The 24,118-nt window shown below is 72.2% G+C and carries 22 protein-coding genes and 1 rRNA gene; 20 read left to right on the forward strand and 3 right to left on the reverse strand.

Going from position 1 to position 24,118, the window contains the following annotated elements:
- Together rrf and ABD268_RS15410 are read left to right on the forward strand one after the other, a co-directional pair.
- A 5S ribosomal RNA gene (gene rrf / locus ABD268_RS22835) occupies window positions 1-67 on the forward strand; the annotation flags it as partial.
- A gap of 196 nt (window positions 68-263) precedes the next feature.
- Window positions 264-641: a single-stranded DNA-binding protein gene (locus ABD268_RS15410; RefSeq protein WP_344154016.1), complete on the forward strand. Its 378-nt coding sequence runs from the start codon at window positions 264-266 to the stop codon at window positions 639-641.
- Here ABD268_RS15410 and ABD268_RS15415 read toward each other — a convergent pair.
- Window positions 616-1,740 (reverse strand): DUF1015 family protein, encoded by a 1,125-nt coding sequence (locus tag ABD268_RS15415; RefSeq protein WP_344154019.1) that lies wholly within the window; start codon window positions 1,738-1,740, stop codon window positions 616-618. The two genes, ABD268_RS15410 and ABD268_RS15415, sit on opposite strands and share 26 nt — an antisense overlap.
- A gap of 51 nt (window positions 1,741-1,791) precedes the next feature.
- Between ABD268_RS15415 and ABD268_RS15420 the strand changes: the two genes are divergently transcribed.
- The 8 genes from ABD268_RS15420 (at window position 1,792) to pyrG (ending at window position 10,525) form a co-directional block, all read left to right on the forward strand.
- The gene (locus tag ABD268_RS15420; protein WP_344154023.1) at window positions 1,792-2,790 is read left to right on the forward strand and encodes an HAD-IIA family hydrolase; all 999 of its coding nucleotides are present in this window, start codon (window positions 1,792-1,794) and stop codon (window positions 2,788-2,790) included.
- Window positions 2,791-2,820: 30 nt separating this feature from the next.
- Window positions 2,821-3,072, forward strand: coding sequence for a hypothetical protein (locus tag ABD268_RS15425; RefSeq protein WP_344154026.1), 252 nt, complete (start codon window positions 2,821-2,823; stop codon window positions 3,070-3,072).
- Between the two features lie 6 nt (window positions 3,073-3,078).
- Window positions 3,079-3,918 (forward strand): TlyA family RNA methyltransferase, encoded by an 840-nt coding sequence (locus ABD268_RS15430; RefSeq protein ID WP_344154028.1) that lies wholly within the window; start codon window positions 3,079-3,081, stop codon window positions 3,916-3,918.
- Complete coding sequence (locus ABD268_RS15435) at window positions 3,915-4,898, forward strand: NAD kinase (RefSeq protein ID WP_344154031.1); 984 nt, start codon at window positions 3,915-3,917, stop codon at window positions 4,896-4,898. The genes ABD268_RS15430 and ABD268_RS15435 overlap by 4 nt, the downstream gene beginning before the upstream one ends.
- Window positions 4,891-6,642, forward strand: a complete 1,752-nt coding sequence (recN, locus tag ABD268_RS15440) for a DNA repair protein RecN (protein WP_344154034.1) — start codon at window positions 4,891-4,893, stop codon at window positions 6,640-6,642. Before ABD268_RS15435 ends, recN begins: the two co-directional genes overlap by 8 nt.
- Window positions 6,643-6,723: 81 nt before the next feature.
- Window positions 6,724-7,944: a putative cytokinetic ring protein SteA gene (gene steA, locus ABD268_RS15445; protein ID WP_344154037.1), complete on the forward strand. Its 1,221-nt coding sequence runs from the start codon at window positions 6,724-6,726 to the stop codon at window positions 7,942-7,944.
- On the forward strand, window positions 7,941-8,807 hold the full coding sequence (locus tag ABD268_RS15450) for a copper transporter (protein WP_344154040.1): 867 nt from the start codon (window positions 7,941-7,943) through the stop codon (window positions 8,805-8,807). Before steA ends, ABD268_RS15450 begins: the two co-directional genes overlap by 4 nt.
- An 11-nt stretch (window positions 8,808-8,818) precedes the next feature.
- Window positions 8,819-10,525, forward strand: a complete 1,707-nt coding sequence (pyrG, locus tag ABD268_RS15455) for a CTP synthase (RefSeq protein ID WP_344154043.1) — start codon at window positions 8,819-8,821, stop codon at window positions 10,523-10,525.
- An 83-nt stretch (window positions 10,526-10,608) separates the two neighbouring features.
- Here pyrG and pepN read toward each other — a convergent pair whose 3' ends face one another.
- Window positions 10,609-13,086 (reverse strand): aminopeptidase N, encoded by a 2,478-nt coding sequence (pepN, locus tag ABD268_RS15460; RefSeq protein WP_344154046.1) that lies wholly within the window; start codon window positions 13,084-13,086, stop codon window positions 10,609-10,611.
- 64 nt (window positions 13,087-13,150) lie between these two features.
- On the opposite strand from pepN, the gene ABD268_RS15465 reads away from it, so the two are divergent.
- From ABD268_RS15465 to ABD268_RS15510, 10 genes are all read left to right on the forward strand, one after another.
- Window positions 13,151-13,759 (forward strand): NUDIX domain-containing protein, encoded by a 609-nt coding sequence (locus ABD268_RS15465; RefSeq protein WP_344154049.1) that lies wholly within the window; start codon window positions 13,151-13,153, stop codon window positions 13,757-13,759.
- Window positions 13,760-13,811: 52 nt separating this feature from the next.
- Window positions 13,812-14,927 carry an alanine dehydrogenase gene (ald, locus tag ABD268_RS15470; protein WP_344154052.1) on the forward strand — a complete coding sequence of 372 codons (1,116 nt, stop codon included), beginning with the start codon at window positions 13,812-13,814 and terminating at the stop codon, window positions 14,925-14,927.
- 1 nt (window position 14,928) lies between these two features.
- Window positions 14,929-15,879 (forward strand): site-specific tyrosine recombinase XerD, encoded by a 951-nt coding sequence (gene xerD, locus ABD268_RS15475; RefSeq protein WP_344154055.1) that lies wholly within the window; start codon window positions 14,929-14,931, stop codon window positions 15,877-15,879.
- Window positions 15,879-18,512 (forward strand): DEAD/DEAH box helicase, encoded by a 2,634-nt coding sequence (locus ABD268_RS15480; protein ID WP_344154057.1) that lies wholly within the window; start codon window positions 15,879-15,881, stop codon window positions 18,510-18,512. Before xerD ends, ABD268_RS15480 begins: the two co-directional genes overlap by 1 nt.
- A 9-nt stretch (window positions 18,513-18,521) precedes the next feature.
- Window positions 18,522-18,833, forward strand: a complete 312-nt coding sequence (locus ABD268_RS15485) for a GNAT family N-acetyltransferase (RefSeq protein ID WP_344154060.1) — start codon at window positions 18,522-18,524, stop codon at window positions 18,831-18,833.
- 355 nt (window positions 18,834-19,188) lie between these two features.
- Window positions 19,189-20,124, forward strand: a complete 936-nt coding sequence (locus tag ABD268_RS15490; protein ID WP_425573742.1) for a ParA family protein — start codon at window positions 19,189-19,191, stop codon at window positions 20,122-20,124.
- Window positions 20,109-20,510 (forward strand): hypothetical protein, encoded by a 402-nt coding sequence (locus tag ABD268_RS15495; protein WP_344154066.1) that lies wholly within the window; start codon window positions 20,109-20,111, stop codon window positions 20,508-20,510. Before ABD268_RS15490 ends, ABD268_RS15495 begins: the two co-directional genes overlap by 16 nt.
- A gap of 7 nt (window positions 20,511-20,517) precedes the next feature.
- Entirely contained in the window at window positions 20,518-21,423 is a 906-nt protein-coding gene (locus ABD268_RS15500; protein ID WP_344154069.1) for a segregation and condensation protein A, read from the forward strand.
- Window positions 21,420-22,193, forward strand: coding sequence for an SMC-Scp complex subunit ScpB (gene scpB / locus ABD268_RS15505; protein WP_344154072.1), 774 nt, complete (start codon window positions 21,420-21,422; stop codon window positions 22,191-22,193). Before ABD268_RS15500 ends, scpB begins: the two co-directional genes overlap by 4 nt.
- On the forward strand, window positions 22,190-22,951 hold the full coding sequence (locus ABD268_RS15510) for a pseudouridine synthase (RefSeq protein WP_344154075.1): 762 nt from the start codon (window positions 22,190-22,192) through the stop codon (window positions 22,949-22,951). The genes scpB and ABD268_RS15510 overlap by 4 nt, the downstream gene beginning before the upstream one ends.
- Window positions 22,952-23,106: 155 nt before the next feature.
- Here the strand turns inward: ABD268_RS15510 and ABD268_RS15515 are convergent, their stop codons facing one another.
- Window positions 23,107-23,514, reverse strand: a complete 408-nt coding sequence (locus tag ABD268_RS15515; protein WP_344154078.1) for a YccF domain-containing protein — start codon at window positions 23,512-23,514, stop codon at window positions 23,107-23,109.
- Between the last annotated feature and the right edge of the window lie 604 nt (window positions 23,515-24,118).

Raw genomic sequence — 24,118 nt, forward strand, 5'->3', positions numbered from 1 at the left:
AGTTAAGCCTTTCAGCGCCGATGGTACTGCAACCGCGAGGCTGTGGGAGAGTAGGACGCCGCCGGACAAGCATTGAGGTAGGGCCACCCCGTCACGGGGTGGCCCTACCTGCATTTACGGACAATTCCGGGTGATTGGCACGCCTCCGCGGGCCTCGAGCTGTGCACAGCACGAGCCGCCGCTCGCACCTTCCACAGCCGTTGACCGACCGGGCCTCAGCTGTCGGCGGACGACGGCAGGTTGCTGACCGGAGGTGATGTGCGATGTCCGCACCGACAGTCAGCAAGAAGAAGGAGAGCGCCGGCCGGGACGAGGCGGTCAACGAGGTCCGTCTCGTGGGGAGGATCTCCCAGTCGCCGGAGGAGCGGGTGCTGCCGAGCGGCGACGTGCTCTGGACGTTCCGGGTGGTGGTGCCGAGGACGGCCGTACGTGCCGGCTCGCGTCAGGTGGTGGACGCCCTGGACTGCGCCGTCTGGGGTGGCCGCGTCCGGCGCTCGGTGGCCAGCTGGGTCGAGGGAGACCTGGTCGAGGTGACGGGAGCGGTCCGCAGGCGGTTCTTCAGGGCCGGCGGCGCTGCGGCCTCGCGCGTCGAGGTCGAGGTGACCGGGGGCCGGCTCATTCGTCGCGCAACGAGCGGATGAGCACCCCCACGTGCGGCTTGGGCTGGAACGACGTGGCCTTCTCCGGGAGCAGTCGGTCCGCGGCCACGATGCGCAGCACGAGGTCGAAGTCGGGAGCCGGGAGCAGGAGTGCCACCGCGGAGCCGGTCGAGACCCGGGCGAGTGCGTCCTCGACCGAGTGGTGGTAGCCGATCCGGCCGGGCTCGCGGGGGAGTGCCGGGACCAGCGTCTCGTGGACGACCTCGACCGTGGCTCGGCTGTGCGGCACGGTCAGGCTGATCGTCGCCCAGCGCACGCCGTCGGTGGCGACCACGGTCTGGGGGGCGAGGGCTGCGACCGCGTCGCTCTCGGTGGCGTGGTCGAAGCCGGCGCCGATCGCGGCCGCGGCCCGTTCGAGGTCGTCGAGGCTGGAGCCCTCGAGCACCCGGTGGATGGGACCGAGGAAGAGCGGCGTGTCGTCCTGGTCGACCAGCATGGCGAGGCCGAGGTCGTGCGTCCCGCCCGGGTTCCGCTCCTGCAGCCGCAGGTAGGCGGCGTACCGGTGGTGACCGTCCGCGATGAGTGCCCGGGAGCCGTCGAGGGCGGCGTCGAGCGCCGCGAGGACCGCAGGCTCGCGAATCGCCCAGATCCGGTGGCGCTGCTCACCACGGTCGGTGAAGTGGTGGTCGGGTTCGGTCGCGAGCAGGTCCTGGATGATGCGTCGCACCGCGGCGTGGCCGCGGTGGACGAGCAGGATGGGAGCCGGGTTCATCTGCATCTCGACCATGCGGTCGGTGAGCTCGGCGACCTGGAGCGGGTGGATGCCCTCGTGGGGATAGACCACCCGCTCGCTCCGGTTCCGGGCGCGGTGCGCCAGGTCGAGTGCGCCCACGAGCCCGCGGACCGTGATCCCGCCCGAGGTGTACTCGTGCAGGTAGACCGCGTCCCGGCTGTCGTGGAGGACCTGACCCTGCTCGGCCCACCGCTTCAGGCGCTGGGACACGTCTCGATAGGGTCGGGCGAAGGCACGCGCCGAGCTGGGGTCCCCGATCCGGGTGGGGGCCAGCATCAGGCCGCGGAAGGGCAGGAGTCGCAGCGGCCCGGCCAGGTACGGCGGGGTGACCACGCGACTGTCGTCCATCGGAGCATCGTAGGGTGCTTCGACGTCCGGATACCCCACGGAGGTGTGTGCATGCTCGGATCGTCCGATCGGCCGCTGTGCGCGGCGTACGACCTGGCCATGCTCGACCTCGACGGCGTGGTCTACGTCGGCGGCGAGGCCGTGCCCGGTGCGCCGGGGCACCTCGCGGCGGTCCGGGAGGCCGGGATGCGCCTGGCGTTCATCACCAACAACGCTGCTCGTTCTCCCGCGCGGGTGGCCGAGCACCTGCGCGAGCTGGGCGTGAGTGCCGAGGAGAGCGACGTCGTCACGTCGGCCCAGGCGGCCGCACGGCTGCTGGCCGACCGGCTCGGCGGCGGTGCCGAGGTCGCCCTGCTGGGCGGCGCCGGGCTGGAGGAGGCGCTGCTTGCCGAGGGCCTGAAGCCGGTCACGGTGCACGACGAGGCGCGCGCGATCGTCAGCGGCTACGGTCCCGACGTGGTGTGGCGCGACATCATGCAGGCCGCCGTCAGGATCCGGGACGGGCTGCTCTGGGTGGCCAGCAACACCGACCGCACCTTCCCGACCGAGTACGGCGTGGCCCCGGGGCACGGCGTCCTGGTCGCGACGCTCAGCTCGTTCAGCGGGGTCGAGCCGCTCGTCGCCGGGAAACCGCAACGTCCGCTGCTCGACGAGACGGTGCGCCGGGTGGGCGGCGAGCGGCCGTTGATGGTCGGGGACCGGCTCGACACCGACATCGCCGGCGCGCAGCACGCCGGCTTCGACTCCCTGCTGGTGATGACCGGCGTGACGGGGCTTCCCGAGCTGGTCGCCGCGACCGCGGACGAGCGGCCGACGTACGTCGCGCCGGACCTGGCCGGCCTGCTCGAGGCCCAGCCCGTGCCGGACGCCGACGACGGGGATCCCGTGCTCGGCGGGTGGAAGGCCGAGGTGCGGTCCGGTCGGCTGGTCGTCGACGGGGACGGCAGCCCGGGGGACTGGTGGCGCGTGGTGGCGTCGGCGGCCTGGGGCCACCTGGACGAGACCGGGGACGTGGTGGACGTGTCCGACCTCCGTGCGCCGCTGCCGTGACGCGGCGCGCTGCGGGATAGTCTCGGTCGCATGAGTGAGGACCCGCAGGCGCCCGGTCCGGTCGAGCCGGGCACCGGAGCCGACGCTCCCGAGCAGGTCCGGACCGGCGTGGAGAGCGTCGACGCCGTGATCGCTGCCGTGGAGGAGCTCGAGGAGCGCCCGATCGAGGAGCACGTGGGCGTGTTCGAGACCGCCCAGGACCAGCTCCGGCGCGCCCTGGACACCCAGCAGCCGTCCCCTCCCGCACCCCAGCCGCCGGTCGACCGGTCGCAGTCGTCCTGACCCGTCGTGCCGCCCCGCCGTCTCCGACTGGACGCCGAGCTGGTCCGCCGTGGCCTGGCCCGGTCGCGTGAGCACGCCAGCGAGCTGATCGCCGCCCGCCGGGTCAAGGTCTCCGGTGCGCCGGCGACCAAGCCCGCGACCGGGGTGACCACCGATGTCGCGATCGTCGTGGCCGACGACCCCGACCGACCCGACTACGTGTCCCGGGGCGGGCACAAGCTGGCGGGCGCGCTGGCGGCGTTCGAGCCCGCCGGTCTCGTGGTCCAGGGTCGCCGCTGCCTCGACGCGGGGGCCTCCACCGGCGGGTTCACCGACGTGCTGCTGCGCCACGGCGCCGGCCAGGTGGTGGCGGTCGACGTGGGCTACGGCCAGCTGGCCTGGAAGCTCCAGCAGGACGAACGGGTCGTCGTGCACGACCGGATGAACGTCCGCGAGCTGACGCCCGAGCTGATCGGTGGGCCCGTCGACGTGGTCGTCGGTGACCTGTCGTTCATCTCGCTCGAGCTCGTGCTGGACGCGTTGCTCGGGGTGACCGCCCCCGACGGCGACCTCGCCCTGATGGTGAAGCCCCAGTTCGAGGTCGGGAAGGACCGGGTGGGCAAGGGCGGCGTGGTGCGTGACCCCGGCCTGCGTGCCGAGGCGGTGGTCTCGGTGGCCGAGGCCGCCGCGCGTCGTGGCTGGGGGGCGCGGATGGTGACCACCAGCCCGCTGCCGGGCCCCTCGGGGAACGTCGAGTTCTTCCTCTGGCTGCGGCACGGCCCGGCGACGATCGGCGCGGAGGAGATCGACGCCGTCGTCCGGGCTGCCGACCCGCTGGGGGTGCCGGGTGAGAAGGTGGACCCGTGAGTGAGACCAGCGCCGCCGTGCCCGGCGCCGACGACGAGGGGCGCCGCCGGGTGCTGCTGCTGGCCCACACCGGTCGCGTCGAGGCTCGCGAGGTCGCCCGGGCGTTCTGCAAGGCGCTCACCGGGCACGGCCTGGTGGTCCGGCTGCTGGCTGGCGAGGCGGCCGACCTGGGCGTGGAGGCGGACCAGTTCGACCCGCCGCTGGAGCTTGTCGACGGGGAGCCGGACGCCGGCGTCGACTGCGAGCTCGCCCTGGTCATCGGGGGCGACGGCACCATCCTGCGGGCCGCCGAGGTCACCCACGCCAGTGGCACCCCGGTGCTGGGCGTCAACCTCGGGCACGTCGGGTTCCTGGCCGAGGCGGAGCATGACGACGTCGAGTCCACGATCGACGCGATCGTCCACCGGCGCTACACCGCCGAGGAGCGGCTCACGCTCGACGTGACGGTGTACCGCGACGGCGAGGTCGTCATGAGCACGTTCGCGCTGAACGAGGCGAGTGTCGAGAAGGCCGCGCGCGAACGGATGCTCGAGGTGGTCGTCGAGATCGACGGCCGACCGCTGTCCCGCTGGGGCTGCGACGGCGTGGTCTGCGCGACCCCGACCGGCTCCACGGCCTACAACTTCAGCGCCGGCGGCCCGGTGGTCTGGCCCGGGGTCGAGGCCCTGCTGATGGTGCCGATCAGCGCCCACGCGCTGTTCGCCCGGCCGATGGTGGTGGCGCCGACGTCGGTGCTCGCCGTCGAGCTGCTGGCGACGACCGCGGGGGCGGGCGTGCTGTGGTGCGACGGCCGGCGCGCGGTCGACCTGCCGCCCGGGGCCCGGATCGAGGTCCGCCGCGGGCACAGCCCGGTCCGGCTGGTGCGGCTGCACGAGGCGCCCTTCACCGACCGGCTCGTGGCCAAGTTCGGCCTGCCCGTGGAGGGTTGGCGGGGCTCCAGCGAACGCCGTCGTCGACTGGCCGAGGGGCACGATGCTTGAGGAGATCCGGATCGGCTCGCTCGGGGTCATCGAGTCCTCGACCCTGGAGCTCGGTCCCGGCCTGACCGTCATCACCGGTGAGACCGGTGCCGGCAAGACCATGATCGTGACCGCCCTCGGGCTGCTGCTCGGAGGGCGTGCGGACAGCGGCGCGGTGCGTTCAGGTGCGCGGACGGCACGGGTCGAGGGCGTGGTGCGGGTCGACGGGCTCGCGCCGTTCGCGGGGGCGGTCGAGGACGCCGGCGGTGAGGTGGAGGACGAGCGGGTGGTGCTCGCCCGCAACGTCTCGGTCGAGGGCCGCTCCCGGGCGTTCGTGGGTGGCGCGTCGGTGCCCGTCTCCGTGCTGGCGGACGTGGCCGAGCCGCTGGTCGCCGTGCACGGGCAGTCCGACCAGCACCGCCTGCTCCGGGCCCGCGCCCAGCGTGAGGCGCTGGACCGGTTCGGCGGGGAGCGGACGGCCACGCTGCTGGCGTCGTACGCCGACCTCCACGCGCGGCTGGCCGCCACCGAGCGCGAGCTGCAGGAGGTCGTGACGACCGCCCGCGACCGCGCCCGCGAGGCCGACCTGCTCCGCTTCGGGCTCGGCGAGATCGAGGCGGTCTCGCCCGAGCCGGGGGAGGACGTCGCGCTGGCGGCCGAGGAGTCGCGGCTCGGCTTCGCCGACACCCTGCGCACCGCCGCCGAGCAGGCCCGCGAGGCGCTCTCGAGCGAGCAGGACCAGCCCGACGCGCTGGCGACGACGGCCGCGGCCAGGAGCCAGCTGGACGGGGTGCGGGAGCACGATGCCGAGGCCGGTGAGCTCGCCGACCGGCTCACCGAGATCACCTACCTCCTCTCCGACGTCGCTGCGGACGTGGCGTCCTACGCCTCCCGGGTCGAGACCGACCCCGCCCGCCTCGCCGCGGTCTCCGAGCGCCGCGCCGCGTTGACTGCCCTCACCCGCAAGTACGGCGACACCATCGACGAGGTGCTGGCCTGGTCCGAGGCCTCGGCCACCCGGCTGCTCGACCTCGACCACACCGACGAACGGATCGAGGAGCTGCGGGCCGAGCAGCGAACCCTGCGCGCAGAGCTGGCCGAGGCGGCGGCGGCACTGTCCGCGGCCCGGCAGGAGGCCGCCACCCGGCTCGGCTCGGAGGTCACCGAGGAGCTGACGCTGCTGGCGATGCCGCACGCACGCCTCGAGATCGAGGTCCGGCAGTCCGAGCAGCCCGCTCCCGAGGACGAGGCCGCCGGCCCGCTGCGGGTGGGCGACCGGTGGCTGCGCTTCGGGAGCACCGGGGTGGACGAGGTGGAGCTGCTGCTCGCCGCGAACACCGGTTCCGAGCCGCGCCCCCTCAACAAGGGTGCCTCCGGCGGTGAGCTGTCGCGGGTGATGCTGGCGCTCGAGGTCGCGCTGGCCGGCACCAGCCCGGTGCCCACGTTCGTCTTCGACGAGGTGGACGCCGGCGTGGGCGGCACCGCCGCGGTCGAGGTGGGTCGGCGGCTCGCCCGGCTCGCCCGCGACGCCCAGGTGCTGGTGGTGACCCACCTGCCGCAGGTCGCGGCCTACGCCGACCGGCACGTCGTGGTCGCCAAGTCCCACGACGGCACGGTCACCAGCTCCGGGCTGACGGTGCTCGACCCGGAGGAGCGCGAGCGCGAGCTCTCGCGGATGCTCGCCGGGCTCACCGACTCCGACACCGCGCTGGCGCACGCCCGCGAGCTGCTGGAGGTGGCGCAGCCGGCGCGTGCGCTGGGCTGATCCAACTGCCGGCCGGGCCGACGCGCCCGGCCCGAAGGGGTCCCGAACCGGCCGCCTCCCGGCTGGGAGGATGAGGCGGTCATGAAGCTGCCTGTACGACAACGCTCCCCGATCGCCCCGCCCGGACTCGTGGGCACCGCCCGCGTCGAGCGCCGGACCCGCAGCCTGCTGCCCCGGCTGCGGCCGGGCGACCTGGCCGTGCTCGACCACCTCGACATGGACCGCACCACCGCGCAGGCGCTCGTCGACGCCGGGGTCACCGCGGTCGTCAACGCCTCGCCGATGATCTCCGGTCGCTACGCGAACCTCGGTCCGCAGGTGCTGGCGGACGCCGGCGTGCTGCTCGTGGATCGGATCGGGGCCGACGGCCTGGCCGCGATCAAGGACGGCACCACCATCCGCGTCCACGAGGCCACGGTCTACGTCGACGACGAGCCGGTGGCGTCGGGCCGCGAGCTCGACGCCGGCGACGTCCGCGCCGAGATGGAGCAGGCGCGCACCGGCCTGGCCACCCAGCTCGAGACCTTCACCCACAACAGCACCGAGTTCCTGCGTCGGGAGGAGGACCTCCTCCTGCACGGCCGGGGCCTGCCGCGCCCGTCCACCCGGATCGCCGGCCGCCCGGTGGTCGTCGTGGTCGCCGGGCACGAGCACGAGGACGAGCTGACCGCCGTCCGGGCGTTCCTGCGCGAGCAGCAGCCGGTCCTGATCGGGGTCGAGCGGGGCGCCGAGGTGCTCCGGGCCGCGGGCTACCGGCCCGACATCGTGCTCCTCGACGCCCGCGCCGACGAGTCCGACCGCCCCTCGGTCAAGACCCTGCGGGCAGCCCGCGACGTCGTCGTGCGCGTCGACCGGGGCGCCGACCGGGCCGTCACCGACCAGCTGGAGCGGCTCGGCGTACGACCGCTGCGCCTGGAGACGGGCGCGACTCCCGAGGACTCGGCGCTGATCCTGGCGGACGCCTGTGACGCCTCGGTCATCGTCGGCGTCGGCATGCACGCCACCCTGGACGAGTTCCTGGACCGCCAGCGCCCCGGGCTCGCCAGCACCTACCTCACCCGGCTGAAGGTCGGCCCCCGACTGGTGGACGCGACCGCGGTGCCGCGCCTCTACTCCGGGCGGGTCCGACCCCGCCACCTCTACCTGGTCATGCTGGCCGGGCTCGTGGCAATGCTCGCCGCGATCTCGGTCACCCCGGTCGGCGGCGAGTGGCTCGACTCGCTCCAGGCGGCCGTCACCGACCTGGTCCACACCCTCGTCATCGCATCGCCCGTCGTCAACGCGCAAGGACCGTTCTCGTGATCTCCTACCGACACCACGTCGTCTCGCTGGTGGCCGTGTTCCTCGCCCTCTCGGTCGGCGTCGTCCTCGGTGGCGGCCCGCTCAGCGAGCTGGGACGTGACGACACGCCCGTCTCGGCCCACACGAAGGCCCAGCAGCAGGACTCGCGCGCCGCACGCTTCGGCGACGACTTCGCGACGGCCGCCGCCCCGACCCTGTACGCCGGGCGGCTCCAGAACCACGCCGTGACGATCGTCACCATGCCCGGCGCCGACGGCGACGTCGTGAGCGGGATCGCCGCCCAGATCGAGTCCGCGGGTGGCAGCGTCGCCGGCACCTACGAGGCCAAGCCGGCCCTGGTGAGCGCCTCCGAGAAGTCGCTGGTCGACACCCTGGGCAGCCAGCTGATGACGCACCTCGACGACGACGTGATCCCCGCCGACGCCTCGACGTACGACCGGATCGGTCAGCTGCTCGGCGTCGCCGTGTCCGGGGACTCGGTCTCCCTCGACGAGGCCTCCTCGATCCGGCAGAGCCTGGCCGGGGCGGACCTGGTGAAGTCTCCCGAGCAGGCCTCGCGCACCGCGCTGGTGCTCGTCGTGCTCGGCGGCAAGGACGCCGACGACGCGATCCTGTCGGGGCTGCTGACCGGTCTCGCGGCCACCACCACCGGTGTGGTCGTCGCCGGCGACACCGGATCCGGCATGAAGGGCGACCTGCACGGCCTGCGGGCCCAGCCGGTTGCCGACAAGGTCGCGACGGTCGACAGCGCCGACACCGCCGTGGGCCAGGTCACCACCGTGCTCGCCCTGGCCCGGTCGCTGAAGGTACAGGGTGGCTCCTTCGGTGCGTCGGGATCGGACGGAGCGGTACCTCTCGGGTAGGATGGAATCCCGTGAAGATCGGGACGCCTACCAAGCACGTATTCGTGACCGGAGGCGTCGCCTCCTCGCTCGGCAAGGGGCTCACGGCCTCCAGCCTGGGGAGGCTGCTCCGCTCACGCGGTCTCAGGGTGACGATGCAGAAGCTCGACCCCTACCTCAACGTCGACCCCGGAACGATGAACCCGTTCCAGCACGGCGAGGTCTTCGTGACCGACGACGGGGCCGAGACCGACCTCGACATCGGGCACTACGAACGCTTCCTCGACACCGACCTCAGCCAGCGCGCCAACGTCACCACCGGGCAGGTCTACTCGACCGTGATCGCCAAGGAGCGCCGCGGCGACTACCTCGGTGACACGGTCCAGGTGATCCCGCACATCACCAACGAGATCAAGGACCGCATCCAGGCCATGGGCGAGACCCGTGACGGCCAGGAGGTGGACGTGGTGATCACCGAGATCGGTGGCACCGTCGGTGACATCGAGTCGCTGCCCTTCCTCGAGGCGGCCCGCCAGCTGCGCCACGACATCGGGCGCAACAACTGCTTCTTCCTGCACGTGTCGCTGGTTCCCTACATCGGGCCCTCCGGCGAGCTGAAGACCAAGCCGACCCAGCACTCCGTGGCCGCGCTGCGCTCCATCGGCATCCAGCCGGACGCCATCGTCTGCCGCGCGGACCGCGAGATCCCGCAGTCGATCAAGAAGAAGATCTCGCTGATGTGCGACGTCGACGAGGACGCCGTGGTCACCGCCGCGGACGCACCGTCGATCTACGACATCCCGAAGGTGCTGCACCGCGAGGGCCTCGACGCGTACGTCGTACGCCGTCTGGACCTGCCGTTCCGTGACGTGGACTGGACCGTCTGGGACAACCTGCTGCGCCGGGTGCACCACCCCAAGGAGGAGGTCACGGTCGCGCTGGTCGGCAAGTACATCGACCTGCCGGACGCCTATCTCTCGGTCGGCGAGGCGCTCCGCGCGGGTGGCTTCGCGCACGAGGCCAAGGTGCAGATCCGCTGGATCCCCTCCGACGAGTGCGACACCCCGGCCGGCGCGGCCCGCCACCTGCACGACGTCGACGCGATCTGCGTGCCCGGCGGCTTCGGCATCCGCGGCATCGAGGGGAAGCTCGGTGCGCTGGGCTACGCCCGCACGCACGGCATCCCGACCCTGGGCCTGTGCCTGGGCCTGCAGTGCATGGTGATCGAGTACGCCCGCAGCATGGCCGGCCTGGAGAAGGCGGCGTCGACGGAGTTCGACCCCGACTGCCCGGAGCCGGTGATCGCGACGATGGAGGAGCAGAAGAGCTTCGTCGAGGGCGCGGGTGACCTCGGTGGCACGATGCGGCTGGGCCTCTACCCGGCAGTGCTCAGGCCGGGCTCGGTCGTCCGCGAGGCGTACGGCGAGGCGGAGATCGACGAGCGGCACCGGCACCGCTACGAGGTCAACAACGCCTACCGAGACCAGCTGGAGGCTGCCGGCCTGGTGTTCTCCGGCACCTCCCCGGACAACAACCTGGTCGAGTTCGTCGAGCTGCCCCGCGAGGTGCACCCCTACTACGTCTCGACGCAGGCGCACCCCGAGCTGCGCTCCCGGCCGACCCGCCCGCACCCGCTGTTCGCCGGGCTGGTCGGGGCGGCCATCGCGCGCCAGCGCGAGCTGCGCTTCCCGATCGACGAGAGCGGCCTGCGCCGCGAGCCCGAGCCCGAGGACGACTGACCCGGCCGAGTCGGCGCAGTTTGACCGTCAAACTGCGCCGACTCGACGTGCTCCCGGGGTGAAACTGCGCCGACTCGGCTTCCTCAGCCGCGGGCGCGGAGGACCCGGGCGAGGGTGTCGCTGCCGGTGAGCAGGGTGGCCCGGACCGTGGGGTTCTGGTCGGGCTGCTGCGCGATCTCCCGGGCCCGTTCGAGGAACGACTGGTCCGCGGTCGTCGGCATCATGCCGCGCATCAGCGAGCCCACCGCGAGCATGCCGCCGCCGCCGGCCACCTTGTCGACCTCGTCGAGGTAGCGGTGCGTCCAGGGCAGCAGCAGGTCGTGCTGGACCGGGCGCCAGAAGGCCTGCGCCAGCCCGTAGAGCGGCGAGCCCGCCGGGATCGAGCGCTTGTCCCAGATCTCGCTCCAGACCTCGGCCTTGGCCGACTCCTCGGGCCGGGCGGCCGTCACGCCGAGGGCCCGCACCCGCGCGTCCGGGTCCGGGTCCCGCTCGAGCAGCGCCTCGACCGCGGTGGCGTCGTACTCGCCGAGCGCCGCCCGCCGGACCAGCACCCGCCAGGCGAGGTCGTTGTTGTCGGCCGCCGCGGCGTCGAGCAGCGCGAAGTGCGCGGCATCGGACGCCGACGCCGCCAGCGTCCGCAGTGCCGGGTCGCGGTGGTCGGGATCCTCGGCCAGGTGCGCCGCGACCTCCGCGAGGCGGACCAGCTGGGTGGGTACGGCGACCGCGGGGCTCCACTGCTCGGCGGCCTTCAGCGCCATGGCCAGGAACGGCTCCACGACGCCCGGGCTCCGCTCGCTGCCCAGGACGCCGAGGACGCAGCCGAGCATCTCGTCGGTGGACAGCTCGCCCTTCTGGAGCATGTCCCACGCCGTGGAGACGGCGAGCGCCCGGGAGAGCGCGTCGGGCAGGGCACCCGCTGAGTCCAGCAGGGTCCGCAGCGAGCGCTCGTCGGTGCGCACGGCCGCGAACGTCAGGTCGCGGTCGTTGAGCAGGTAGAGGTCGGCCCCCTCGACGAGGCCCTCGATCGGCGTACGGGTGCCGACGGTCTCGACGTGGGCCGTGCCCACCGCCTCCAGGCCCGCGCCGTCCGCGTCGCGCCGGTAGACGCCGATCTCGAAGTGGTGGGGCCGCGGCTCGCCGCCGTCCGGAGCGGTCGCGAGCACCTCGGTGCCGGCGAGCACCAGGGTGTCGGTGCCGGCCCGGTCGAACCACGCCTCGGTCCAGCCCGTCAGCTCGCGGCCGGAGGCCTCGCCGACCGCGGTCATCAGGTCGGCGAGCCGGGTGTTGCCCCACGCGTGGTCGCGGAAGTAGCTGCGGAGCCCCTCCACGAACGCGTCCTCGCCCACGTAGGCCACCAGCTGCTTGAGCACGCTCTGGCCCTTGACGTAGGTGATGGCGTCGAAGTTGGCCATCGCCTGCGTGACGTCGGGGACCTCGCCGCGGATCGGGTGGGAGGCGGGACCCATGTCGACCTGGTAGCCGGAGAGCTTGAGCCCGGCCAGGAACGTCGCCCAGGCGTCGGTGTACTCGGTGGCGTTGACCGCCGCCCAGGTCGAGGCCCACGACGCGAACGCCTCGTTGAGCCACAGGTCGTCCCACCACTGCATGGTCACCAGGTCGCCGAACCACATGTGGGCCATCTCGTGCAGCAGCACCGAGGCCACGGTCTCGCGCTGCCCGTAGGTCGGCGGGCTGCGGAACAGGACGCTGTCGGTCCAGGTGACGCAGCCCCAGTTCTCCATCGCCCCGCCCATGTTCGGGACGAACACCTGGTCGTAGCGCGCCTGCGGGAACGGCTGCCCGAACCGCTCACCGAAGAAGGCGAGGCCCGCCGCGGTCATGTCGAAGAGCTCCGCGGCGTCCCGCTCGAGGTACTGCTTCAGGGACTGGCGGCAGTAGAGCCCCAGGCTGTGGCCGTCGCGCTCCTGGCGCAGCTCGTGGAAGGGCCCGGCGTTGACGACCACGACGTACGTCGAGAGCGGCGGCGTGTCCGGGAAGGTCCACAGCCTGCCGCCGTCGGCCTGGTCCTCGACCGACGTCGGTGCGCCGTTGCTGGTGACCGTCCACGTCTCGTGCGCGGTGACGGTGAACCGGTGCGGCGCCTTCAGGTCGGGCTGGTCGAAGCAGGCCCAGGCCCGGCGTGCGTCGTCGGCCTCGAACGAGGTCCACACGTAGACGAGCTTGTCGGAGGGGTCGATGGTGCGCAGGATGCCGGCGCCGCTGCCCGTGTCGGACTGGGCGGCGGAGACGACCAGCACGTTCTCGGCGGCGAGCCCGGTCAGCGGGATGCGTCCGTCCTTGACGGTGCCGAGGTCGATCTCCTGCCCGTTCAGGGTGGCGTGCCGGACCTCGGCCACGCAGTCGACGAAGGTGCTCGCACCGGGCTCGAGGCAGCGGAAGGTGATCGTCGAGGTGGACTCGAGCACCTCGCCCTCGAACAGGCCGCGCATGTCGACCGCGATGTCGTAGCGGTCCACCGCCAGGAGCGCTCCGCGCTCCTCGGCCTCCTCCCGGGTGAGGCTGCGGACACCGGACGTGGCGTGGCCCAGGGCCATGGTCATGCGGACTCCTCCGTAGTGGTTCCGGGCAGCGTCGCCCGGTGGCCAGCACGGTAGCGTCACGAGCATGCCGACGACGCCATTGACCGATGAGCCGGAGGCGTGGCCGGTCGCCTCCAGCACCGACCTGCACCGCGACGACTGGGTGGTGGCACTGCGCTCGGACCGGATCCAGCGACCGGGGCACCTCGAGGAGGAGCCGTTCCGGCGCCTGGTGCTCGAGCACCCGGGAGCGGTGGTCATCCTTGCCGTCGACGACCGGGAGCGGGTGCTGTGCATGCGGCAGTACCGCCACGCGGTGGAGCGCCGGTTGGTCGAGCTGCCCGCGGGGCTGTGCGACGTCGACGGCGAGGACCCGCTCGAGGTGGCTCGTCGCGAGCTCCTGGAGGAGGCGGAGCTGGAGGCGGGGGAGTGGACCCACCTGACCTCGACGTACTCCTCGCCCGGTCTCTCCAACGAGCTCATGCACTTCTACCTCGCGCGGGACCTGCGCCCCGCGGACCGCGGCGACTTCGTGCCCGAGCACGAGGAGGCCGACATGGAGACCTTCTGGGTGCCGTACGCCGACCTGGTCACCGCCGTGCTCGACGGCCGGATCGGCGATGCGCCGGTCGTCGTCGCCGTGTTGCTGGCACAGGCCCGGGGTCTGGCAGGATCGACCACGAGCGGGGGATAGTCTCGCGGCGTCGCCACAAGGGAGTGGCGGGCATCACGCAAGGAGTGAACAGGTGAAGGTCGGCGTCCCCAAGGAAGTCAAGAACCACGAGTACCGCGTGGCCATCACGCCCATCGGCGTGCACGAGCTCACCTCGCACGGGCACGAGGTCTACATCGAGAAGGACGCCGGCGAGGGCTCCTCGATCCACGACGACGAGTACGTCGCCGCCGGTGCGCGCATGCTCGACAGCGCGGACGACGTGTGGGGCACGGCCGACATGGTGCTCAAGGTCAAGGAGCCCGTGGCCGAGGAGTACCACCGCATGCGCGAGGGCCAGCTCCTCTTCACCTACCTGCACCTCGCGGCGGACAAGCCGCTCACCGAGGAGCTGCTCAAGCGCAGCGTCACCGCGATCGCCTACGAGACGGTGCAGCTCCCGTCCGGTGGGCTCCCGCTGCTCTACCCGATGTCGGAGGTCGCCGGCTGCCTGGCACCCCAGGTGGGCGCCTACTCGCTGCTGAAGGCCCAGGGCGGCCGCGGCGTGCTGATGGGCGGCGTCGGTGGTGTCGCGAACGCCAAGGTCGTGATCATCGGTGCGGGTGTCTCGGGGCAGAACGCCGCGAACATCGCCCTCGGCATGGGGGCGGACGTCACCCTGCTGGACACCGACCTGGACAAGCTGCGGATGTCGTTCTGGCGCTACAACAACCGCGTGCACGGGCTGGCCTCCTCCAAGCTCGCCCTCGAGCAGCAGGTCCGCGAGGCCGACATGGTCATCGGGGCGGTGCTGATCCCCGGTGCGAAGGCGCCCAAGCTGGTCAGCAACGAGCTGGTCTCGCAGATGAAGCCGGGCTCGGTGCTGGTCGACATCGCGGTGGACCAGGGTGGCTGCTTCGAGGACACCCGGCCGACCACGCACGCCGACCCGACCTTCGCGGTGCACAGCTCGACGTTCTACTGCGTGGCGAACATGCCCGGCGCGGTGCCGAACACCTCGACGTACGCCCTGACCAACGCGACCATGCCGTACGCCGTGGCGCTGGCCAACAAGGGCTGGCAGCAGGCCTGCCGCGACGACCACTCGCTGGCGCTGGGCCTGAACACCCACGCCGGCCGGCTCACCAACGCACCCGTAGGCGAGGCGGTCGGCATCGAGGCCGTCTCGTTGGACGCCGCGCTGAGCTGACTTGGTCTCCACAAGCTCGACCACCAGGATCGCACGGGCGGTCCGCACCTACCTCGACCACCTCTCGGTCGAGCGCGGGCTGGCGACGAACACGCTGACGTCGTACCGGCGCGACCTGCGGCGCTACCAGCAGTACCTCGCGGTCCGTGGGATCGCCGACCTCGGCGAGATCTCCGAGTCGACCGTGACCGACTTCCTGGTGCGGCTGCGCGAGGGGGACGACGACCACCCGCCGCTGAGCTCGACGTCGGCGGCGCGCACGGTGGTGGCGGTGCGCGGCTTCCACAAGTTCGCGGTGCGGGACGGGCTCGCGACCGCGGACCCGGCGGGGTCGGTCCGGCCGCCGACGCCGGCCAAGCGGCTGCCGAAGGCGTTGCCGCTGTCCGACGTGGAGGCGATCCTCGAGGCCGCCGGAGCCGCGGGGACGACCCTGGCGCTGCGCGACCGGGCGCTGCTGGAGCTGCTCTACGGCACCGGCGCCCGGATCTCGGAGGCGGTCGGGCTCGACGTCGACGACCTGGACAGCGTCGACGGGACGGTGCTGCTGCGGGGCAAGGGCGGCAAGGAGCGGCTGGTGCCGGTCGGCTCGTACGCACGGGAGGCGGTCGACGCCTACCTGGTCCGCGGGCGGCCCGAGCTGGTGGCCGCCTCGCGGTCGGCCAGCACCGGGGGAGCCCTCTTCCTGAACGCCCGCGGCGGCCGGCTCTCCCGCCAGTCCGCCTGGGCGGTGCTGGTCCGGGCCGCGGAGCGCGCCGGGGTCACCCGGGACGTCTCCCCGCACACGCTGCGACACTCGTTCGCCACCCACCTCCTGGACGGCGGCGCCGACGTCCGCGTGGTGCAGGAGCTGCTCGGCCACGCCTCGGTCACCACCACGCAGGTCTACACGCTGGTCACCGTCGACAACCTCCGGCAGGTCTTCGCCACCGCTCACCCCCGGGCCAGGGACTGATGGGCGCGACCACCGCCGGGTGGGTCCCGAAGGTCGGCGCCTCGGCCGACGACGTCTACGAGGCGCTGGTCGGCTGGGTCGAGGGGCAGGGGCTCGAGCTCTACCCGCACCAGGACGAGGCGGTCATCGAGCTGCTGGCCGGCAGCAACGTCGTCCTGGCGACCCCGACCGGGTCCGGGAAGTCGCTGGTGGCGCTGGGCGCCCACGCGGCGGCCCTGGCGACCGACCGGGTCAGCTTCTACACCGCGCCGATCAAGGCGCTGGTGAGCGAGAAGTTCTTCGCGCTCTGCGAGGTGTTCGGGCCCGAGAACGTCGGGATGCTCACCGGCGACGCCTCGGTCAACGCCGAGGCGCCCATCATCTGCTGCACCGCGGAGGTGCTGGCGAACATCGCGCTGCGCGAGGGGTCGGACGCCGACGTCGGCCTGGTCGTGATGGACGAGTTCCACTTCTACGCCGAGCCGGACCGGGGCTGGGCCTGGCAGGTGCCGCTGCTCGAGCTGCCGCAGGCGCAGTTCCTGCTGATGTCGGCGACGCTGGGCGAGGTGTCGGGGCTCGCCAAGGACCTGACCCGGCGCAACGGGCGCGAGACGTCGGTCGTCGCGGACGCCGTACGGCCGGTGCCGCTGACCTTCAGCTACGCGATGACGCCGCTGACCGAGACCCTCGAGGAGCTCGTGGCGACCAGGCAGGCGCCGGTCTACGTCGTCCACTTCACGCAGGCCGCCGCGATCGAGCACGCCACCACGCTGCTCTCGCCCAGCTCGGGCGGGCCGAAGCTGTCCCGCGAGGAGCGTGACGCGGTGGCCGAGCGGATCGGTGGGTTCCGGTTCGGGGCCGGCTTCGGCAAGACGCTCTCCAGGCTGCTGCGCAGCGGCATCGGTGTCCACCACGCGGGCATGCTGCCGCGCTACCGGCGGCTGGTCGAGCAGCTGGCGCAGGCCGGGCAGCTGCAGGTCATCTGCGGCACCGACACGCTCGGCGTGGGCATCAACGTGCCGATCCGGACCGTGCTCTTCACCGGGCTGGCCAAGTTCGACGGCAGCCGGCAGCGGGTCCTGCGGACCCGGGAGTTCCTGCAGATCGCCGGCCGGGCCGGCCGGGCGGGCTACGACACGGCCGGCTACGTGGTCGTGCAGGCGCCCGAGCACGTGATCGAGAACGAGCGCGCCAAGGCGAAGGCCGAGGCCAAGAACGCCGCCATGAGCGCCGAGAAGCGGGCGAAGAAGAAGAGCAAGGCGCAGCTGAAGAAGGCGCCGGAGGGCGCGGTGGTCTGGAGCGAGCAGACCTTCGACAAGCTGGTCGCCGGCGAGCCCGAGCCGCTGGTCAGCCGCATGCGGGTCGACAACGCGATGATCCTCAACGTCGTGGCCCGCGAGGAGGACGCCTTCCCCGTGCTGCGGCGGCTGCTCACCGACAACCACGAGGACCGGCGCCAGCAGCTGCGGCTGGCGCGGCGCGCCGTACGCCTGGCTCGGAGCCTGGTGCGCTCCGGGGTGCTGACCCGGCTCGAGCAGCGCGACGCGTTCGGCCGCCGCTACGTGCTCACCCTCGACCTGCCGGAGGACTTCGCGCTCAACCAGCCGCTGGCGCACTTCGCGCTGGCCGCGCTGGACGTGCTCGACCCCGAGGCCCCGGAGCACACCCTCGACATCGTGTCGGTGATCGAGGCGGTGCTCGAGGCGCCCCGACAGATCCTCTTCGCCCAGCAGCACGCCGCCCGGGGCGAGGCGATCGCGGAGATGAAGGCCGACGGGATCGAGTACGACGAGCGGATGCTGCTGCTCGAGGAGGTCACCTGGCCGCAGCCGCTCGCCGAGCTGCTGGAAGCGACGTACGAGGTCTACCGGCAGACGCACCCGTGGCTGCCCGAGGACGCGCTGTCGCCGAAGTCGGTGGTGCGGGAGATGTACGAGCAGGGGATGAGCTTCACCGACTTCGTGGGGCGCTACCAGCTCGCCCGCTCCGAGGGCCTGGTGCTGCGCTACCTGACCGACGCCTACCGGACGCTGCGCCAGACCGTGCCCGAGCAGCACCGCACCCCGGAGCTGGAGGACCTGGTCGAGTGGCTGGGCGAGACCGTGCGGCAGACCGACTCCTCGCTGCTCGACGAGTGGGAGGCGCTGACCGATCCGGGGCACGTCCGGCCCGACGTGGCACACCACGAGCCGCCCCCGCCGCCGCGGCCGATCTCGCGGCAGGAGCGGGCGTTCCGGGTGATGGTGCGCAACGCGATGTTCCGCCGTGTCGACCTGGTCGCCCGCGACGACCTGGACGGGCTGATGGCCCTCGAGCGGGCCGCGGCCGACCGGACCGAGCCGGCGCGCGAGGTGGTGATGACCCGCTCCGCATGGGACGCGGCGATCGAGGACTACTACGCCGAGCACGACTCCGTCGGCACCACCGGCGATGCCCGCGGGCCGTCGCTGCTCGCGGTGGAGCCCGGCACCGGGCAGCCGGCCGGCGCGGGGGAGGAGGACGTCGCCCGGCTGTGGCGGGTCCGTCAGACCCTCGACGACCCGGAGGGGCACCACGACTGGGTGATCGACGCCGTCGCCGACCTCGACGCGTCCGACGCCGCCGGTGAGCTGGTGCTGGCGACGGTGTCGATGCACCAGCTGGGCACCGCGTAGGGTCGGTCCATGTCCGACGTCAAGACCACCCACAACGCCGAGGCGCACCGCTACGAGGGCTGGTGCGACGGAGAGCTCGCCGGCTTCGCGGAGTACCAGCTCACCGATCAGCTCGTCGTCTTCACCCACACCGAGGTGGAGGACCGGTTCGAGGGACGCGGGGTCGGCTCCGCGATCGCCCGGTTCGCCCTCGAGGACGTCCGCGACGACGGCACCCGCAAGGTGCTGCCGCTGTGCCCGTTCATCAAGGAGTGGATCGGCCGGCACGACGAGTTCGTGCCGCTCGTGTACGGCGCCCCGCCCAGCACCGCGCGCGACTAGTCCACGCCGCTCCCTCTCCACAGGAAAGTGCACAGGCACGGCTTGCCCTGTGCACTTGACCGTGGCCCCGTGCACAGTTCATCAACAGATTCGCCGTCAGCGGCCCCGGTTTCCGGGACCGCCTTGTTGGCCGTCCGAAGCCGGGCCTAGAGTCGCCCGCGAGTCGGCCACAAGTCGCCGAGTCGACAAAGCAGGATGTAGGGGACGACCACGGGGTCCGGGCGGCATCGCCCGGCCGGCAGGCGAGGAGCGGCACATGAGCGATGGCGGCACGTTCTCAGGCTCGCACGGGTGGGGCATCAGCAACGCCTCCGAGATGCCCCCGCTGGCCCGACCTCCCGTCCCGTCCTCCACCCTGTCCTCCCCTACCCCTGGAGATGAGCACCGCGTGTCCGACCCCCTTCCGTTCGAGCGACCGGCACAGTCTGCGCTGACCGCGACCGCCGAGCCGGTGCTCGGCCCGACCGGCCGACCGATGCCGGAGTTCCCCGAGCCCCGCCCGGTGAGCCGGCGCGGGAGCGCCCGGGTCATCTCGATGTGCAACCAGAAGGGTGGCGTCGGCAAGACCACGACGACGATCAACCTCGGTGCCTCGCTCGCGGAGTACGGCCGCAAGGTGCTGCTCGTCGACTTCGACCCGCAGGGATCGCTCTCGGTCGGGCTCGGGCTCAACCCGCACGAGATGGAGCTGACGGTCTACAACCTCCTGATGGAGCGCGACGTCGCCATCGACGAGGTGATCGTGCCGTCCGGCGTCCCGGGCATGGACCTGCTGCCCTCCAACATCGACCTGTCGGCCGCGGAGGTTCAGCTGGTCCACGAGGTGGCGCGCGAGCAGACCCTCCAGCGGGTCCTCGGCCCGGCGCTGGAGGAGTACGACGTCATCCTCATCGACTGCCAGCCCTCGCTCGGCCTGCTCACCGTCAACGCGCTGACCGCCTCGGACGGCGTCATCGTCCCGCTCGAGTGCGAGTACTTCGCGCTGCGCGGCGTCGCGCTGCTCAAGACCACGATCGACAAGGTGCGCGAGCGGCTGAACCCGAAGCTCGAGATCGACGGCGTCCTCGGCACCATGTTCGACGGCCGCACCCTGCACAGCCGCGAGGTGATGGAGCGGCTCGTCCAGGCGTGGGGCGACAAGGTGTTCCACACGGTGATCCGCCGCACGATCAAGTTCTCCGACTCGACGGTGGCCGGCGAGCCGATCACGACGTACGCCACCACCTCCACCGGTGCGGAGTCGTACCGCCAGCTGGCCAAGGAGGTGCTGGCCCGTTGTCTCGACGGGTGAGCATGCCGGCCGCCGACGACCTCTTCCGCCCGACCGCCCCCAAGAAGGCCGGTGGCCCGGCGCCGTCCGAGCCGCCGGCGGAGGCCGCGGTGCGCGCCGTGCCCGACCAGCCGGAGGCGGCCGACGAGGCTCCCGGTGAGGCCCGGGGCCGGGGCGGCTCCGCGCGCAAGCCGAGCGGCCGGGTCCGGCACGACGAGAAGATGACGGTCTACGTCACCTCCGACGAGCTGCTCGACCTCGAGCACGCCCGCCTCTCGCTGCGGCGTACCCAGGGGCTCGCCGTGGACCGCGGCCGGCTGGTCCGGGAGGCGGTCGCGCTGGTGCTGGCGGACTACGAGGCCCACGGCGACGACAGCGTGCTGGTGCGGCGGCTGACCCAGGAATGACCCGGCCATGACACGTCCCGCTCCTGGCGAGTCGGAGACCCAGGAGGCGACACCCGGGTTCGAGGTGCGGCTGGACAACTTCGAGGGTCCGTTCGACCTGCTGCTGAACCTGATCAGCAAGCACAAGCTCGACATCACCGAGGTCGCGCTCTCCCAGGTCACCGACGAGTTCATCGCGCACGTCCGGGCCGCGGGGCCGACCTGGGACCTCGAGCAGACGACGTCGTTCCTGCTCGTGGCCTCGACGCTGCTGGACCTCAAGGCCGCCCGCCTGCTCCCTCAGGGCGACGTGGAGGACGAGGAGGACCTCGCGCTGCTCGAGGCGCGCGACCTGCTCTTCGCGCGCCTGCTGCAGTACAAGGCGTTCAAGCAGGTCGCCACCGTGCTGGACCGCCGGCTCGCGGCCGAGGCGCTCCGCCACCCGCGCGCGGTCGGCCTCGAGGAGCGCTTCGCCACGCTGCTGCCCGAGGTGCTGATCGGCATCGGGCTGGAGCAGTTCGCAGCGCTCGCGGCGAAGGCGATGGAGCCCAAGCCGGTCCTCGAGGTGTCGCTGCAGCACATCCACGCTGCACAGGTCAGCGTGCGCGAGCAGGCGACCCTGGTCGTCGAGCGGTTGCGCCGGTCGGGGACGATGACCTTCAGGGCCCTGTGCGGTGACTCCCCGGACACGCTGACCACGGTCGCGCGGTTCCTCTCGCTGCTCGAGCTCTTCCGCGAGGGCGCGGTGACGTTCGACCAGATGACGCCGCTCGGGGAGCTGACGGTGCGGTGGACCGGCAGCGACGAGGACGAGTTCGAGATCGACGAGTTCGAGGGGGCGCCGGCCGAGCCGGTCGCGGCGCCGGATCCGGGGCCCGACGAGGAGCCCGACCAGGAGCCCACCCAGGAGCTCGACCAGGAGGAGACGACGTGAGCCAGACCGAGGAGACCCTGGCGGTGCCGGTGGCCGAGCTGCGGCCCTCGCTGGAGGCCGTGCTGATGGTGGCCGACCAGCCGCTCGACGCGGTCGCGCTGGCGAGCGCGGTGGGCTACCCCGTCGCGGAGGTGAACGCCGCGCTGGCGGGCCTGGCCGAGGAGTACACCGAGCAGGGGCGTGGCTTCGAGCTGCGCAACGTCGCCGGCGGCTGGCGGTTCTACACGCGCGAGGAGTACGCCGTGGTGGTCGAGGGGTTCGTCCTCGAGGGCCAGCAGGCACGGCTCACCCAGGCGGCCCTGGAGACCCTGGCGGTCGTCGCGTACAAGCAGCCGGTCTCGCGCGCGCGGGTCTCGGCGATCCGCGGCGTCAACGTGGACGGGGTGATGCGCACCCTGCTCACCCGCGGGCTCGTCGAGGAGGCCGGTCAGGACCACGAGACCGGGGCCAACCTCTACCGGACCACCGGCTACTTCCTGGAGCGGATCGGGGTCACCTCGCTCGACGACCTGCCCGAGCTCGCGCCGTACCTGCCGGACATGGCGGACCTCGAGGACGAGCTGGAGTCCGTGGCCGCTGCCGGGTCCCAGCCCGAGCCCGGCCCCGGTGGTGAGCCCAGCCCCGAGCCGGGTCCGGGCACCGAGCCCAGCCCGGAGCCGGGTCCCGGCACCGTGCCGACCCCCGAGCCCGGTCCGGGCACCGAGCCCGGCGGTGGGACGGAGCCCTTCGACACGCCTCGTGCCTCGGCTACTCAGGAACCACCCGCATGAGCCACCTGCAGACCGACGACGACGGGCTGATCCGCCTGCAGAAGCTGCTGGCGCAGTCCGGGGTCGCCTCGCGGCGCAAGTGCGAGGAGCTGATGCTCGACGGCAAGGTCGAGGTCGACGGTGAGGTCGTCACCCGGCTCGGCACCAAGGTCGACCCCACGGCCGCGGTGATCCGGGTGGCGGGCAAGCGGCTGCCGCCGATCTCGCCGCACGTCTACCTGGTCCTGAACAAGCCCCGCGGCGTCGTCTCGACGATGTCGGACCCCGAGGGCCGCAAGACCCTCTCGGACCTGGTCGCCGACCGTCCCGAGCGGCTCTTCCACGTCGGCCGGCTCGACACCGACACCTCCGGGCTGCTGCTGCTCACGAACGACGGCGACTTCGCCCACCGCATGGCGCACCCGTCGTACGAGGTGGACAAGACGTACGTCGCCGAGGTCACGGGCGAGGTCACGAAGGCGACGATCAAGACCCTGCTCGCCGGGGTCACCCTCGAGGACGGCCCGGTGACCGTGTCCCAGGCGCGGATCGTGAGCGTCTCCGGCCGGGGCGACGGCGCCCGGTCCATCGTCGAACTGGTGATCCACGAGGGCCGCAACCGGATCGTCCGGCGATTGCTCGACCACCTGGGGCACCCGGTCCGCCGGCTGACCCGGACCGCGTTCGGCCCGGTGCAGCTCCAGGGACTCGGCGTTGGCGAGCTCCGCGAGCTGACCCTCGACGAGCTGGGCGTCCTGCTCGACAGCGCGCAACTGTAGTTCGACGCCGACCGGGACCGCCCGGTCACCGCCCGGTCACCGCCCGGTCACCGCCCGGTCACCGCACCGAGAGTGCCGGGGAATGCCCGCTCGTGGCGCTTCGGTAGGTGGCCACCTCGGTCAGCGCGGCACGCTGAAGTGCAAGTCCTGCTCGTTCAAGCAGGTGTGCCGTACGGGTCGTTGGCCACGCTGGAGATCGGCACGATCTCGCGTCCGAGGGGCACCAGCGACAAAGGGATCATCTTCCAGCAGGCGACTCCGAACGGGATTCCGATGATGGTGATCATCAGGAGCGCGCCTGCGAGCAGGTGCATCAGGGCCAGTTCCCAACCGAAGAAGATGATCCACACGACATTGCCGATCACTGACCAAATGCCAGCGTCGCGTCGCCAAGTCGTCGTCCGGCCGAATGGCCAGAGGACGAAAGTCGCCAAGCGGAAGGAGGCGATGCCGAATGGGATCGTGACGATGAGTACGAATGCGAGCAATCCGGCTATGACGTAGCCGATAGCGAGCCAGAATCCGGCGAGCACCAGCCACAAGATGTTGCCTATCGTCCGCACAAGACCACCCCAGCAGATTCACGACTCCTGTCAAGGCCACACCGAGGTGGTCCTTGCGCGCCGCACCCTGCGCAAGACCTTGCCTGAGTCGGGCGGGGTGACCTTCGCTGGCGCGGTCGCGACATTGTGCGCGCGTGATCTAGGCCTTGGTTGTCGAAACTCCAGGCCCCAAGACCTCGGCTGGCCCCTCACTTGTAGGTCTGCCGGAGAACGAGACGAGGTGGAACGCCCACATCCGGTGGATCCGGACAATGCTCGGACGACCGCGATCGTAAGACCAGGTCGATCGCGGCGGAATGACGCGCTTGTCTCGCGTCTTTCCTTGGCGCCCCGACCGTTCGCGAGTCGCGGGACCGGCGCTTAGATCTCTGGGCGTCCCTCGTCCGTAGACCGGGCCTTGGGTGCTCGGCCGTCGATGTCCCCGGATGCGCTTCGGCAGGTCCCGCGAGGACGAGCGAACCAAGCGATCGTGGCGGTGAACAGCGCCATCACAAGCAGGTCGACCCGGAACCTGGGCCGACCTCTCTCTGGATGCGCGAGCACACGACCGCGACGGTTCTCCTCCATCGATTCGCGGTCCGGAGGCGTTTGCTCCTGGTGCGGC

It is taken from the genome of Nocardioides koreensis (assembly GCF_039531775.1).
Classification (GTDB): domain Bacteria; phylum Actinomycetota; class Actinomycetes; order Propionibacteriales; family Nocardioidaceae; genus Nocardioides; species Nocardioides koreensis.

Coding starts and splice junctions, on each gene's coding strand:
- ABD268_RS15410 (WP_344154016.1), top strand. CDS start 264: ATGTCCGCACCGACAGTCAGCAAGAAGAAGGAGAGCGCCGGCCGGGAC.
- ABD268_RS15415 (WP_344154019.1), bottom strand. CDS start 1,740: ATGGACGACAGTCGCGTGGTCACCCCGCCGTACCTGGCCGGGCCGCTG.
- ABD268_RS15420 (WP_344154023.1), top strand. CDS start 1,792: ATGCTCGGATCGTCCGATCGGCCGCTGTGCGCGGCGTACGACCTGGCC.
- ABD268_RS15425 (WP_344154026.1), top strand. CDS start 2,821: ATGAGTGAGGACCCGCAGGCGCCCGGTCCGGTCGAGCCGGGCACCGGA.
- recN (WP_344154034.1), top strand. CDS start 4,891: ATGCTTGAGGAGATCCGGATCGGCTCGCTCGGGGTCATCGAGTCCTCG.
- steA (WP_344154037.1), top strand. CDS start 6,724: ATGAAGCTGCCTGTACGACAACGCTCCCCGATCGCCCCGCCCGGACTC.
- pepN (WP_344154046.1), bottom strand. CDS start 13,086: ATGACCATGGCCCTGGGCCACGCCACGTCCGGTGTCCGCAGCCTCACC.
- ABD268_RS15465 (WP_344154049.1), top strand. CDS start 13,151: ATGCCGACGACGCCATTGACCGATGAGCCGGAGGCGTGGCCGGTCGCC.
- ABD268_RS15480 (WP_344154057.1), top strand. CDS start 15,879: ATGGGCGCGACCACCGCCGGGTGGGTCCCGAAGGTCGGCGCCTCGGCC.
- ABD268_RS15485 (WP_344154060.1), top strand. CDS start 18,522: ATGTCCGACGTCAAGACCACCCACAACGCCGAGGCGCACCGCTACGAG.
- ABD268_RS15500 (WP_344154069.1), top strand. CDS start 20,518: ATGACACGTCCCGCTCCTGGCGAGTCGGAGACCCAGGAGGCGACACCC.
- ABD268_RS15510 (WP_344154075.1), top strand. CDS start 22,190: ATGAGCCACCTGCAGACCGACGACGACGGGCTGATCCGCCTGCAGAAG.